Genomic DNA, 12,884 nt, shown 5'->3' with positions numbered 1-12,884 from the left:
GCTCTAAAGCGGGTTTTCTTTTGAAACTAGATCAGCTTAACCAATCAATTTCTTCATTAATTCATTCACTTGTGCTGGGTTAGCTTTGCCTTTTGCAGCTTTCATCACTTGCCCCACAAGACCGTTAAAGGCTTTCTCTTTACCAGACTTGTATTCCTCAACCATCTTCTCGTTGGCTGCAAGCACATCTTTAATAATCGCTTCAATCGCACCTGTGTCAGTTTCTTGCTTCAAGCCTTTCTCAGCAATAATGGCATCGGCAGTTTTGCCTTCTTCCCACATAAAGCCAAACACTTGCTTCGCAATCTTACCGTTAATGGTATTGTCCACAATACGTGCAATCATGCCACCCAACTGTTCAGCCGAAACAGGGGAATCCGCCAACTCTAAGCCTGCTTTGTTTAAAGCACCTGAGAATTCGCCCATCACCCAGTTTGCAGACACTTTACCTTGAGCAGCACCGCCAGCAGCCTGAACAACGGCCTCATAAAACTCAGACATTTCACGCGTTAGTGTTAACACATGTGCATCGTACTCAGTCACAGCAAAGTCAGCCACAAAACGCTCACGACGTGCCGCAGGTAACTCAGGCAATGCTGCGCGTGCAGCTTCAATTTGCGCATCTGGAATAATCACAGGCAACAAGTCTGGGTCTGGGAAGTAGCGGTAATCGTTCGCTTCTTCTTTCGAACGCATTGAACGCGTTTCCATCTTCACAGGGTCAAACAGACGCGTTTCTTGATCTACCGTGCCATCCCATTCTAAAATTTCCATTTGGCGTTCAATTTCAACATTGATCGCTTGCTCAATGAAACGGAATGAGTTGAGGTTTTTCAATTCACAGCGTGTACCAAAAGGCTGACCCGGACGACGTAAAGACACGTTACAGTCAGCACGGAACGAACCTTCTGCCATGTTACCGTCGGAAATGCCGAGCCAGCGCACCAGTGTATGAATGGCTTTAATGTAGGCAACGGCTTCTTCAACCGAACGCATGTCTGGCTCAGACACGATTTCTAGTAAAGGAGTACCTGCACGGTTCAAGTCGATGCCCGACATGCCTTCAAACTGGTCGTGAATCGATTTACCTGCATCTTCTTCAAGGTGAGCACGGGTAATACCAATACGTTTGGTCGAACCATCTTCAAGTTGAATGTCGATATGACCCAAGCCCACAATTGGGTTGTCCATCTGGCTAATTTGGTAGCCTTTAGGTGAGTCAGGGTAGAAGTAGTTTTTACGTGCAAAAACCGATGCTTGGTCGATGTAGGCATCAATACCCAAACCAAAACGAATTGCTAAATCTACCACTTGCTTGTTTAAAACAGGCAGTACACCCGGCATTGCCAAGTCAACAAGGCTAGCTTGCGTATTTGGGTCTTGACCGAATTCAGTCGAAGAACCTGAGAAAATTTTAGATTTGGTTGCAAGCTGAGTGTGAATCTCAATCCCGATCACGACTTCCCAACCATCAATCAGGTTTGATTTAGGCTTTTTTTGAGCTTGTGCCATTATGCATTCTCCTCAGCAATTGCCGCGCGTTTGGTGTGCCAATCCGTCACTTGTTGATACTGATGCACGACAGACAATAATTGTGATTCTGACCAGTAGTTACCAATCAACTGCAAGCCAACAGGGAGTTGTGCTTGGTCAAAGCCAACAGGGGCATTGATTGCAGGAAGACCAGCCAAGTTCACCGCAAGCGTGTAAATGTCACCTAAATACATTTCTGTTGGGCTGAGGTTAGCACCAATTTTATATGCAGTTGTTGGTGCAGAAGGTGCAGCAATCACATCAACTTGTTCAAAGGCTTTTAAGAAGTCTTGCTGAATTAAACGACGGACTTTCTGTGCTTTCACATAATAAGCATCATAGTAACCCGCAGACAACGCATACGTACCAATCAGGATACGACGTTGAACTTCGGCACCAAAACCTTCCGAACGTGAGCGTTTGTATAGGTCTAAAATGTCAGTCGGGTTTTCACAGCGGTAGCCGTAACGTACGCCATCAAAACGAGAAAGATTCGATGATGCTTCCGCAGGGGCAATCAAATAATAGGTCGGTACATAGGCTTCCGTCATGTTGAGATCAATCTCAACCAAGGTCGCGCCCATGTCTTCCAGTTTTTTCAACGATTCTTCAACACGTGCTTTTACTTCGGCGTCTAAACCTGCCACGTTGAAGTATTGTTTTGGAATACCAATGCGTAAGCCTTTGACTGCGGTTGCATTTAAGTTGGCAACGTAGTCATCGACATCTTTTTCGACAGAAGTTGAGTCTTTCGCATCGTGACCAGCCATGACATTCATGAGGTAGGCACAGTCTTCAGCCGAACGTGCCATTGGTCCGCCTTGGTCCATTGATGATGCATAAGCAATCATGCCGAAACGCGAAACACGGCCATAGGTCGGTTTTAAACCCGTTAAACCACAGAAAGATGCAGGTTGGCGAATTGAACCACCTGTATCTGTACCTGTTGAAAACGGTGCAAGATCAGCCGCCACAACTGCCGCAGAACCACCCGAAGAGCCACCTGGCACATGTTCTAGATTCCATGGATTTTTCGTTGCGCCATAAAAAGGGTTTTCAGAAGTTGAACCCATGGCAAACTCGTCCATGTTCACTTTACCTAAAGTCACCAAACCTGCGGCTTTGCCTTTGGCAACTACAGTTGCGTCATAAGGTGAGATAAAGTTATCCAACATTTTTGAGCCCGCAGAGGTTTTAATGCCCTGAGTACAAAAAATGTCTTTATGTGCAATCGGAACACCTGTGAGCGTAGTTGCTGTGCCGGCTTTAATCGCAGCATCCGCAGCATCAGCTTGAGCCAATGCTTGTTCAGCAGTCACAGTGATATAAGAATTTACCTGCGTATCAATTTTTTCAATACGTTTTAAATAATGTGCAGTCAGTTCGCGAGAGGAGAATTGAGCTTGTGCCAAACCCTCAGCAAGTTCACGAATCGATAAGCGGTGTAAATCGGTCATGAGAAATAATTCTTTACGTTTAATTTTAAAAAAATGGTTCAACTGAGTGAAAATTATTCAATCACACGTGGTACAAGGTACAAGCCAGCTTCGGTTGCAGGTGCAACAGCTTGATATTCTTCACGATGATTCTGTTCAGTCACCACGTCTTCACGTAACGGCTGTGGATTGTCGAAAGGGCTTTTCAATGGTTCAACACCTTCGGTGTCGATGCCTTTTAAGGTTTCCATCATGCCTAAAATTTTGTTTAGACTTTGAGCATATTCAGCAGATTGCGTATCATCTAGCGACAAACGAGCAAGATTGGCGATTGCTGAAACGGTTTGAGCATTTAAATCTGCTGAATGCTGAGCATCCGATGTAGACATAACATCACCTAATCAGTATTAAAAAATTTCAAAATATCGTGCGTTATAATAAGCGATTGACTTGTTCAAAGCATCACATTTAGTTAAAGTTGCGACCTTGCGTCCACATAAAGTTAAACTGAGAACGACCCCGTGATTCTAAAACGACTAATTGGCTTGTTTTCGCCAGACCTCGCCATTGATTTAGGTACAGCAAATACACTTATTTATGCACCAGGACGAGGCATTATATTAAATGAACCGACAGTTGTGGCTATTCGTCACAGTGGTTCACAAAAAATTGTTGCCGCTGTTGGTCTTGATGCGAAGCAAATGCTTGGTCGTACGCCTGCGAACATCTCTGCAATTCGCCCAATGAAAGACGGTGTAATTGCTGATTTTGAAGTGACTGAAACCATGCTGAACCAGTTTATTGGTAAAGTGCATGAAAAGCGTTTATTCCCACCTGCGCCACGTGTTGTGGTGTGTGTTCCATGTAAATCAACTTTGGTTGAACGTCGTGCTATTCGTGAGGCTGTATTTAATGCAGGCGCACGTGATGTCCGTTTAATTGAAGAACCGATGGCTGCTGCAATTGGTGCAGGTTTACCTGTGGAACAAGCTTGCGGTTCGATGGTGGTTGATGTGGGTGGTGGTACAACTGAAATTGCAATTATTTCATTGCAAGGTTGTGTCTATGCTGACTCTTTACGTGTTGGTGGTGATGTGTTTGATGAACAAATCATTAACTATGTACGTAAAGCACATGGCTGCGTGATTGGTGAAACCACTGCAGAAAACATCAAGAAAGAAGTGGGCATGGCTTTACCAGATGAAAATGGTAAAACTTTGGAAATTGAAGTTCGTGGTCGTAACTTGGCAGAAGGTGTGCCGCGTGCCATTACAGTTACTTCAGACGAAATTACCCAAGCGATTTCAGATCCGTTACAAAGCATTGTTTCAGCAGTCAAATCTGCATTGGAACAAACGCCACCTGAATTATCTTCAGATATTGCAGAGCGCGGCATTGTATTGACGGGTGGTGGTGCATTGCTACGTAACCTTGACAAATTATTGGCTCAGGAAACTGGTTTACCAGTCGTAGTCGCAGAAGACCCTTTAACTTGTGTCACTCGTGGTGGTGGTAAAGTTTTAGAATTCTTTGATAATCCAAATCACGACATGTTATTCGTTGGTTAATTAAGGATTTGGCTGTGCAAACAAATTTGTTTTCTAGGCAGCCCCCATCATTTCGCTCCTTTATCATTGCGGTTGTAACATGTTTGGTGGTGCTATTTTTTAACTGGCGCTTACCACATGTGATACAGCCAGCAAGAGATGTCTTGTATGCGGCATATAATCCCATTTATGCCTTAGCGAGCTATCCTGTATTGTCTAGCGAATGGTTGACACAGCAGACCAAGTCTGAGGCACAATTGCGTCGTGAAAACACGGCCATGCAGGCGGAGTTGTTACAAGCCCAAGTACGTTTGCAAAAACTATCAGAGCTTTCTGCTGAAAATACACGTTTACGTGGTTTGCTTGATACACCTTTAATTATTGATGGTCGTATGGAAATTGCTGAAGTCATTGGGACGGATGCGGATCCATTACGTCATATTATTGTGATTAACCGAGGTTCAACCAACAATTTGAAAGTTGGACAGACGGTATTAGACGATAAAGGCATCATGGGACAAATCATCAATGTGTATCCACACAGTAGTCGAGTCATGTTGCTTTCTGACAAAGATCATTCTTTATCGGTACGTTTAGAGTACACGGGGATGCGTGCTATCGTTTCGGGTACAGGTGATTTAGGACATCTGAAAATGGAATACGTTCCAACCAGTGCCAATATTAAGGTGGGTGAAAAAGTGTATAGCTCAGGTTTGGGGGCGCATTTTCCAGCAGGATATTTGGTCGGTACAGTGTCTAAAGTGAGTCGACATACAACGGGTGAGTTTGCACAAATTGATGTGGTTCCTGCGGCACAGTTAGCCAGTGGTCATCATGTTGTGGTGCTGTTTTCCGACTCATTAGCGATGGAGCAACCACATGCCAATCGCTAAGTTACGTCAAGAAAAACGTCAAGATCCATTATTCCCAATCATTTTTTCAGTAATCATTGCCTCTGTGCTAATGGTTTATCCATTGGCCTATGCTGTTTCTGGCTGGCGTCCATTGTTTATGATGATGGTGATGCTGTTTTGGGTGCTATGTCAGCCTACGTGGTGTGGTGTCTGGTTTGCCTTTGGTACAGGTATTTTTGTCGATTTACTGATGGATGCCCCACTAGGATTAAATGCATTATGTTTTGTAGTGATCAGTTTTGTTGCGCGGTTTTTGATTCGTGAACGCCGTGTACTGACTTTTGCCAATCTGTGGGTCATTGCAGCACTGGCCATTTTAGCTTACCTGTTTATGATGTGGGTGGCACAAATTATGGGGGGCATTCAGTTCTCTTTTGCCCGACATTGGCAACCATTACTCACCAGTGTTCTGGTGTGGCCATTGGTTTATTTTGTGCTGAAAAAATGGCGCGTTTAGTCCTTGCCTCTAGTTCTCCGAGACGTCGTGAGCTGCTTCAGCAGCTCGGCCTAGACTTTTCAATTTATAGCCCTGAGATTGATGAAAATGTGCTTGAGGGTGAAATTGCAGCAGATTATGTTCACCGTTTAGCGTGTGAAAAAGCAGCAGCAGTACAACAACATTTTCCAGATGCCGTTATTATTGCCGCAGACACCAGTTTAAGTGTCGATGGTGAAATTTTAGGGAAACCCGAATCTAAAGCACATGCCTTTGAAATGTGGGCAAAAATATCGGGCAGAAAACATGATGTATTTTCTGGGGTATGTGTACGTACATCAGCACAAATTTCAAGTATAGTGGTGCGTACCCAAGTCGAATTTCAAGTGCTGAGCCTAAAAGACATGGAAGCGTATTGGGCGACAGGGGAACCCGAAGGGAAAGCGGGAGCTTATGCTATACAAGGGCTGGCTTCGCGTTATATTCCCCGTATTGAAGGCAGTTATACCAATGTCGTTGGTTTGCCGTTACATGAGACAGTCGAGTTATTCAAAGCCATTAAGGTGTTAAATTAATGGTGAAACAAAAATTTTTATAATGTTTTGAGTCTTATTATGTCTGACGAGTTACTGATTAATGTCACACCGATGGAGTGTCGTGTGGCGTTAATTCAAAATGGTACAGTCAACGAGTTATATGTTGAACGTACTGTAAAACGGGGTTTGGTAGGAAATATTTATAAAGGCAAAGTCGTTCGCGTTTTGCCAGGGATGCAGGCTGCTTTTGTCGATATTGGTCTGTCCCGCACCGCTTTTTTACACATCAATGATATGGTTTGGCCACGCAATCAGCCGATTCCCAATGTTTTTGAATTATTACAGCCTGGGCAAATTCTGACAGTTCAGGTCATGAAAGATATGTTGGGAACCAAAGGTGCGCGTTTAAGTACGGATCTTTCTATTCCTTCGCGTTATTTGGTACTCATGCCTTTTGGCAATCATATTGGTGTATCACAAAGAATTGAATCAGAAGAAGAACGCGAGCGTTTACGTTCTATTATTGAGAAAATTCAGGCCCAACACGAATTACCAGGTTCAGTCATTGTACGTACTGCTGCAGAAGGGATTGATGAAGCTTCAATTGCGCAGGATATGGCGTATTTAGCAAAGTTGTGGGAATACATCCAACGTAAACAAAAAATTATTGCGGTACCTTCTCTTATTTTTGAAGAATTACCCTTACCACAACGTATTATTCGTGATTTAGCGAATGAAAATACGGTAAAAATTTCGGTTGACTCACGTGAAATTCATGCCAAATTGCAGGAATTTGTGGCTGAGTTTGTGCCAAATATGCAGAGTCGTTTGATTCACTATCCTGGTGAACGTCCGATTTTTGACTTATATAATGTTGAAGAAGACATTCAGAAAGCACTGCAAACTCGTGTTGCCTTAAAGTCGGGTGGTTATTTAATGATTGACCAAACCGAGGCCATGACCACAATTGATGTTAATACGGGCTCGTATGTGGGCGGCAGAACACTAGAAGATACTGTGTTTAAAACCAATATGGAGGCAACACAGGTCATCGCACGTCAGTTACGTTTACGTAATTTGGGTGGCATTATCATTATTGACTTTATTGATATGCAGGAAGCCCAGCATCGTGAAGAAGTAATGAATCAGTTTGAGCGTATGTTGGAACGTGACCATGCCAAGACTAAAATTACGCAGGTTTCGGAGTTAGGTCTGGTCGAAATGACGCGTAAGCGTACTCGAGAGTCGCTAGAACACTTGTTATGTGAATCTTGTCCGACTTGTCAGGGACGTGGTTATGTTAAAACAGCAGAGACGGTATGTTACGAAATCTTTCGAGAAATCTTACGATATACCCGAGCTTTTGAATCTCAGAGTGGCTTTACTGTTGTCGCACATCCTTCTGTAATTGATCGTTTGTTAACCGCAGAAGCACCAGCTGTGGCGGATTTAGAGCATTTTATTAATCGTGTGATTAAATTTCAGGTGGAAAATTTATATACGCAAGAGCAATACGATATCATTCTAAGCTGAAATTGTAACAGGATGTCGTTAAACACTTGTTACAACTGAAATTTTACTTTCGAGCTAGTTTTTTCAATACTACTCATACCAAGTAGCCAAACTAAATTTTCATTTTTGGGGAATTTGGTCTTAGCAAGAAGAGGTGTGAAATGGGCATGAGTGAAAAAATTATCAAACAAGGTATCAAGCACGTACTAGATAATAAAAACGTACATACGGGTTATATCGTAGACGAACAAGGCAAAGAAACTCAAATTACAACGGCCATGGTTCGTTCGGTCTGTCATCAGCTACTGAAACAGTGTCGCAGTATTAAAGCTTAAGGGGCTCTTGTGAAGCCCCTTAATTTATTCTACTTAATTTTTGTCATTAGTTTCTGCGGTTAACTCACCGCCTTCAACTTTGGGCTTTTAACCCCAACAATACTTTCAAATCGTTGAATTTCTTCTTCCAAGTGCGTTAATAAGTTTTGCATCTTCGGTAATGCGACACGACACGCCGTGAGTCCAACCTCAAGCTTATCTAAATAGCTGGTCATGGTAATATTGAGTGCTTGACCATCTAGAACAATTGATGCTGGATAAAGTGCATCGAGTTTCGCGCCATTCCAATATAAAGGTTCACGTGGACCAGGCACATTAGAAATAACCAAATTGAATGCCTGACGTTTCGGCATTAAACCAGAGGCAATATTCAAGCCTGCTGCACCATAAACAAATGCACTGTAGTTCATGATCTGGTTAGAGTTCATGCGTTTAAAACGTTCTTTTGCATTCAGAACACTACGACGAATAATCTGCAAACGTTCTAAAGGATCTTCTTTATGCGTACCTAAATTCGCCAAAATCATGGTAATTCGATTTGATACTTCTGAATCATCATCACGAATGGAAGCAGGAACCATGGCAACCAAAGGTTTCTTTGGTAGAGCATTTTGACTCAGTAAATATTCACGTAATGCACCAGAGCAAATCGCCAACACCACATCATTAATCGTGACGTTTAAAGCTGATGCAATATGACGTAGACGATCAAACTCAAAAGATTGGGCAGCAAAGCGACGTGATGAGCTAACACGTTGATTTAAAATGCTGCTTGGCGCTTGGAAGCTAGAGACATAGTCTGGATTACGCCCCATATCTTTCATGACTGTTTGGGAAAGTTCACGCATCACGATAGGCGTTGCTTCTACTTGTTGTTTCAACCCCGTAATGATTTTTTTCATACGGCTGACTTTTGCTTCTTTTAAACGTTTGGCACGAGGACCTTCGACACACCATGGTGGCACAATGCTTTTAGCGTGTGGGTCATGCGAAAGTGATTTTTCGACCAGACGCATGCCCGCAATACCATCCACCATAGCATGATGAATTTTAAAATACATGGCAAAACGATTGCCTTCGATCCCTTCAATAATGTAACACGTCCATAAAGGCTTGGCTCGATCAATCAGTGCACTATGCTCTTGAGAGATATAAGTCAGTAATTCTCGAATACGTCCGGGATGAGGTAAGGCAATATGACGAAAATGATGATCAAGATCGAATTCTTCATCTTCATCCCATAATAGGCCATTCAATTTATTGTTAAATGGTGGAACAGGAATGGATTTCGAGCTGCGAATATCTGCAACCAAATCTTGTAGAAAAGTTTCAGGTGCATGTTCAGGAATTTGAAAAAGAAATAATCCCCCAACGTGCATAGGTTGCTGCCGTTTTTCTAATGTTAAAAAGATAAAATCAATAGGGTGTAATGGGCGCATAGTGTCGATTGCCTCACTGCAATTTCTATGGTGACTCCTTTCTGAGTCACATTGTTAGAATTATAAAACTTGATTTGAGTATAGCGCCTTTTACCTAGAAAAGTTACGGCTTTATGTGTCCATCAATCTGAAAAAAAGCCACTGAATAGTTCAGTGGCTTTGGCTTGACAAAATTATTTTGCTAAATTGCCAGCATGTAATCCGCATTCTTTGTGTGTGGCTTCTTCCCACCACCAACGGCCTTCACGCTCATGCTGATTAGGTAATACAGGTCGCGTACACGGTTCACAGCCAATTGAAATAAAACCACGCTCATGTAGCGGATTATATGGAACTTCCATCATACGGATATAGCTCCATACTTCTGCACTAGACCAGTTCGCTAAAGGATTGTATTTAATTAACTGTTTGCCAGGGCCAGAAAAACCAACATCAGATTGAATGACTGGAATTTCAGTGCGTGTCCCTGGGCTTTGGTCTTTACGCTGACCTGTAATCCAACCATCCAAAGTCGCCAGTTTTTTGCGTAAAGGTTGTACCTTACGAATACCACAGCATTCTTTATGGTCATCTTGATAAAAACTGAATAACCCTTTTTCATTGACGAGCGCTTGAACTGCTTCAGATTCTGGGAAACAGATTTCGATCTTAATATTGTAATGTTTCCGCACCGTTTCAATAAATTGATAGGTTTCTGGGTGCAAACGGCCCGTGTCTAAACTAAAAACACGGAATGGTTTACCCAGATTGGCTGCCATATCAATCAGTACAACATCTTCAGCGCCAGAAAAAGAAATGGCAATTTCACCTTCTTGATTCAGTGCGAGTTCTAAAATTTCACTTGGAGATTTATCTGCATATTCAGATGCAAGCGCATCAATATGATCGATAGTAGGGATAGTAGTCATTAGAGTTCCTGGCTATAGGCTTGGAGACTTCAAAACCTATATTAAAAGATTTTGAAAATATTCTAATTGAATTGAATATTTCTACTTAGCATTAAAAAATAAATGCTTATGAAAAAAATAGATTTAAAAAACAGCAATTACTGAATCATAAGTTGATGCTATTATAGTCCAAATTTTTTTCATAGACAGTTGGGAGCATTCATGGAAGTTGTATGTCTTGATTTAGAGGGTGTGTTAGTTCCAGAAATTTGGATTAACTTTGCGAAAAAAACTGGAATTAAAGCGCTAGAAGCGACAACACGTGATATTCCTGATTACGATGTGTTAATGACACAACGTTTAGATCTTTTAAAGCAACATAATTTAGGCTTGGATGATATTCAAGAAGTCATTGCGGAAATGGGACCATTTCCAGGTGCAAAAGAATTTGTAGAATGGGTGAGTACGCATTTCCAGCTTATTATTCTTTCAGACACTTTCTATGAGTTTGCACATCCGTTGATGAAACAATTGGGTTGGCCAACTATTTTCTGTCATAAATTAGAAACAGACGAGCAGGGGATGATTTCTGCTTATAAATTACGTCAACCTGACCAGAAGCGTCAGGCAGTTAAAGCACTTCATGGTTTGAACTTCCGTGTGATTGCGGCAGGTGATTCATATAATGACACCACAATGCTAGGCGAAGCAGATCATGGTTTCTTGTTTGATGCGCCAGAAAATGTGATTGCTGAGTTTCCACAATTCCCAGCAATCAACGGTTATGATGCGTTAAAAGAAGCCATTCGTAAGGCATCTGTACGTAATATTCCTGCTTAATTCTATAAAATTAAACAAAAAAAGACGGACTTAAAGTCCGTCTTTTTTTATTGCAAAGATTAGAATTTGTAGCCAAATTTCAATCCGTAAGCAATTGCTTCATTATCAGAGAAATCACCAACAACATTACCGCCAGTTTGTGCTTTGGCATCACCTAACCAGAAGTACTTAACACCAGCTTGAACAAAATAATTTTCTGCTGGGCTATATTGACCACCCAAGCCTGCGCTCCAATAGCCTTCAACTGGGCCTAAAGTTGTTACAGGGTTGCCTGCACCTGAATCCCAACCTGCTGAAACTGAGCCAGACCATTTTTTGTTGAATTTATGACCTAGACCGATAGTTGCTGAAATTTGATCATCAGAATAATCAATCAGATTTTGCGCTTTTCCTTTTGCGATCTTAGATGCAGTTGCTAAAGCTACTGGACTTACTGCAAATTGATCCCAATGCACCCAACGTACATTTGCAAAAGCTAAAGTATCTTTTGCAATGCCAGTTTGAAAGTCTAAATTCACAGACTGTGGTGTGACGACTTCAGTTTGGCTGGTGACAGAACGTAAGTCCACACCACTTGGTAAAGTTGGTAAGTAATTTGGCGGAATATAGATATTTGATGTTTCAGTAGTATTTAATTCATGTTTAATTTCAGATCGGTAGGTTACCGCTGCTTTTAGTGCAATCTCTGGAATTTGATACGCTGCACCCGCTAACCAACCATAAGCATCATCTTCTTTTAGATTGATGTCATAACCAGAAAGTAAAGAGTAAGCTGCACCACGTAAAGAGACATCACCTTTTACCGTTTGATAAACAGGACCTGCATAAAAATTCCAGTTTTCAGTTGGTTGGTAGCCCACAATAAGAGAGAGGTTGTTGGTACGAACTTTCACGCTAGTACCTTCTACACCATCACCAAAAGTGCCTGCTTCAGCAGAATATTGAGAGTCAGCCCCATAAGGTTGATCGTAAATCAAACCAAAAGAAAAATGTTCGGTTGCCTGAACTTTAAGTGCAGCCGATGGGAAATAATAGTCATCCGCCATGTCTGTTACAGCAGCCCCACTATTACTTTTACCACTTACATTCGGATCTAAAATACTGATTGAAGCTTCAGCATAATTTCCTGATTGCAAAAAAGGCAGGATAGATTGACCAGAACGATCAAGGCCTGCTGCAAATGTAGAAGTAGTAGGAATAAGACAAAGTAAAATTGCTTTTTTAAGAGCTGTAAGCTTCATGGATATTTTCCCTGATATCTCTTTGTAACTAAAAGTTAAGGGAAGGTAACACAAATTAAAAAAGAGTAAATGCACTATGCCGTTTATTAATTGAACTAACTCATACACAAAAAGTGCTTGAATAGAGTAAAAATACTAATGGTACGTCTGTATATTAATGATTTATAAATAAAAAAATAGAGTAATTAGTTTAATTGTAGAGTCATTTAAGTGAAAAATTAAATGTTT

13 protein-coding genes are annotated in these 12,884 nt (G+C 41.7%); 7 read left to right on the top strand and 6 right to left on the bottom strand.

Features of this window, described 5'->3' with window-relative positions; genetic code table 11:
* Positions 1 to 36 precede the first annotated feature (36 nt).
* The 3 genes from gatB to gatC are packed head-to-tail and all read right to left on the bottom strand — an operon-like array spanning position 37 to position 3,358.
* A complete protein-coding gene (gene gatB, locus F4W09_RS12800) occupies positions 37 to 1,512 on the bottom strand; it encodes an Asp-tRNA(Asn)/Glu-tRNA(Gln) amidotransferase subunit GatB (RefSeq protein ID WP_151505019.1) in 1,476 nt (491 codons plus the stop codon).
* A complete protein-coding gene (gene gatA, locus F4W09_RS12795) occupies positions 1,512 to 2,990 on the bottom strand; it encodes an Asp-tRNA(Asn)/Glu-tRNA(Gln) amidotransferase subunit GatA (RefSeq protein ID WP_151505018.1) in 1,479 nt (492 codons plus the stop codon). Before gatA ends, gatB begins: the two co-directional genes overlap by 1 nt.
* A gap of 53 nt (positions 2,991 to 3,043) precedes the next feature.
* Positions 3,044 to 3,358: an Asp-tRNA(Asn)/Glu-tRNA(Gln) amidotransferase subunit GatC gene (gene gatC, locus F4W09_RS12790; protein WP_100242180.1), complete on the bottom strand. Its 315-nt coding sequence runs from the start codon at positions 3,356 to 3,358 to the stop codon at positions 3,044 to 3,046.
* A 132-nt stretch (positions 3,359 to 3,490) separates the two neighbouring features.
* Here gatC and F4W09_RS12785 point away from each other — a divergent pair, with 132 nt between their 5' ends.
* The 6 genes from F4W09_RS12785 to F4W09_RS17145 all read left to right on the top strand — a co-directional run bounded on the left by F4W09_RS12785 (position 3,491) and on the right by F4W09_RS17145 (position 8,249).
* Positions 3,491 to 4,537 carry a rod shape-determining protein gene (locus tag F4W09_RS12785; RefSeq protein ID WP_016165348.1) on the top strand — a complete coding sequence of 349 codons (1,047 nt, stop codon included), beginning with the start codon at positions 3,491 to 3,493 and terminating at the stop codon, positions 4,535 to 4,537.
* A 14-nt stretch (positions 4,538 to 4,551) separates the two neighbouring features.
* The gene (mreC, locus tag F4W09_RS12780; protein ID WP_016165347.1) at positions 4,552 to 5,409 is read left to right on the top strand and encodes a rod shape-determining protein MreC; all 858 of its coding nucleotides are present in this window, start codon (positions 4,552 to 4,554) and stop codon (positions 5,407 to 5,409) included.
* Positions 5,396 to 5,887 (top strand): rod shape-determining protein MreD, encoded by a 492-nt coding sequence (mreD, locus tag F4W09_RS12775; RefSeq protein WP_016165346.1) that lies wholly within the window; start codon positions 5,396 to 5,398, stop codon positions 5,885 to 5,887. The genes mreC and mreD overlap by 14 nt, the downstream gene beginning before the upstream one ends.
* Positions 5,875 to 6,441, top strand: coding sequence for a Maf family nucleotide pyrophosphatase (locus F4W09_RS12770; RefSeq protein WP_016165345.1), 567 nt, complete (start codon positions 5,875 to 5,877; stop codon positions 6,439 to 6,441). Before mreD ends, F4W09_RS12770 begins: the two co-directional genes overlap by 13 nt.
* Before the next feature lie 39 nt (positions 6,442 to 6,480).
* Positions 6,481 to 7,935 (top strand): ribonuclease G, encoded by a 1,455-nt coding sequence (gene rng, locus F4W09_RS12765; protein WP_016165344.1) that lies wholly within the window; start codon positions 6,481 to 6,483, stop codon positions 7,933 to 7,935.
* Positions 7,936 to 8,075: 140 nt separating this feature from the next.
* Complete coding sequence (locus F4W09_RS17145) at positions 8,076 to 8,249, top strand: PA1571 family protein (RefSeq protein ID WP_016165343.1); 174 nt, start codon at positions 8,076 to 8,078, stop codon at positions 8,247 to 8,249.
* A 59-nt stretch (positions 8,250 to 8,308) separates the two neighbouring features.
* Here the strand turns inward: F4W09_RS17145 and F4W09_RS12760 are convergent, their stop codons facing one another.
* Positions 8,309 to 9,688: a WS/DGAT/MGAT family O-acyltransferase gene (locus F4W09_RS12760; protein ID WP_044739285.1), complete on the bottom strand. Its 1,380-nt coding sequence runs from the start codon at positions 9,686 to 9,688 to the stop codon at positions 8,309 to 8,311.
* Positions 9,689 to 9,861: 173 nt separating this feature from the next.
* Positions 9,862 to 10,596: a phosphoadenylyl-sulfate reductase gene (locus tag F4W09_RS12755; RefSeq protein WP_016165341.1), complete on the bottom strand. Its 735-nt coding sequence runs from the start codon at positions 10,594 to 10,596 to the stop codon at positions 9,862 to 9,864.
* Positions 10,597 to 10,797: 201 nt separating this feature from the next.
* Between F4W09_RS12755 and thrH the strand changes: the two genes are divergently transcribed.
* Entirely contained in the window at positions 10,798 to 11,415 is a 618-nt protein-coding gene (gene thrH / locus F4W09_RS12750) for a bifunctional phosphoserine phosphatase/homoserine phosphotransferase ThrH (protein ID WP_151505017.1), read from the top strand.
* A 59-nt stretch (positions 11,416 to 11,474) separates the two neighbouring features.
* On the opposite strand, the gene F4W09_RS12745 is transcribed toward thrH, so the two are convergent.
* A complete protein-coding gene (locus F4W09_RS12745) occupies positions 11,475 to 12,656 on the bottom strand; it encodes an OmpP1/FadL family transporter (protein WP_151505016.1) in 1,182 nt (393 codons plus the stop codon).
* Positions 12,657 to 12,884 lie beyond the last annotated feature (228 nt).

The sequence above is a fragment of the Acinetobacter tandoii genome, from assembly GCF_008867985.1.
Taxonomy (GTDB): Bacteria; Pseudomonadota; Gammaproteobacteria; order Pseudomonadales; family Moraxellaceae; genus Acinetobacter; species Acinetobacter tandoii.
Note: the sequence above shows the minus strand (reverse complement) of the source record. Positions and strands in the feature narration are given on the sequence as shown.

What these genes read in the sequence shown, in the direction of transcription:
- gatB (WP_151505019.1), bottom strand. Translation starts at nt 1,512, where the DNA reads ATGGCACAAGCTCAAAAAAAGCCTAAATCAAACCTGATTGATGGTTGG.
- gatA (WP_151505018.1), bottom strand. Translation starts at nt 2,990, where the DNA reads ATGACCGATTTACACCGCTTATCGATTCGTGAACTTGCTGAGGGTTTG.
- gatC (WP_100242180.1), bottom strand. Translation starts at nt 3,358, where the DNA reads ATGTCTACATCGGATGCTCAGCATTCAGCAGATTTAAATGCTCAAACC.
- mreD (WP_016165346.1), top strand. Translation starts at nt 5,396, where the DNA reads ATGCCAATCGCTAAGTTACGTCAAGAAAAACGTCAAGATCCATTATTC.
- F4W09_RS12770 (WP_016165345.1), top strand. Translation starts at nt 5,875, where the DNA reads ATGGCGCGTTTAGTCCTTGCCTCTAGTTCTCCGAGACGTCGTGAGCTG.
- rng (WP_016165344.1), top strand. Translation starts at nt 6,481, where the DNA reads ATGTCTGACGAGTTACTGATTAATGTCACACCGATGGAGTGTCGTGTG.
- F4W09_RS17145 (WP_016165343.1), top strand. Translation starts at nt 8,076, where the DNA reads ATGGGCATGAGTGAAAAAATTATCAAACAAGGTATCAAGCACGTACTA.
- F4W09_RS12760 (WP_044739285.1), bottom strand. Translation starts at nt 9,688, where the DNA reads ATGCGCCCATTACACCCTATTGATTTTATCTTTTTAACATTAGAAAAA.
- F4W09_RS12755 (WP_016165341.1), bottom strand. Translation starts at nt 10,596, where the DNA reads ATGACTACTATCCCTACTATCGATCATATTGATGCGCTTGCATCTGAA.
- thrH (WP_151505017.1), top strand. Translation starts at nt 10,798, where the DNA reads ATGGAAGTTGTATGTCTTGATTTAGAGGGTGTGTTAGTTCCAGAAATT.
- F4W09_RS12745 (WP_151505016.1), bottom strand. Translation starts at nt 12,656, where the DNA reads ATGAAGCTTACAGCTCTTAAAAAAGCAATTTTACTTTGTCTTATTCCT.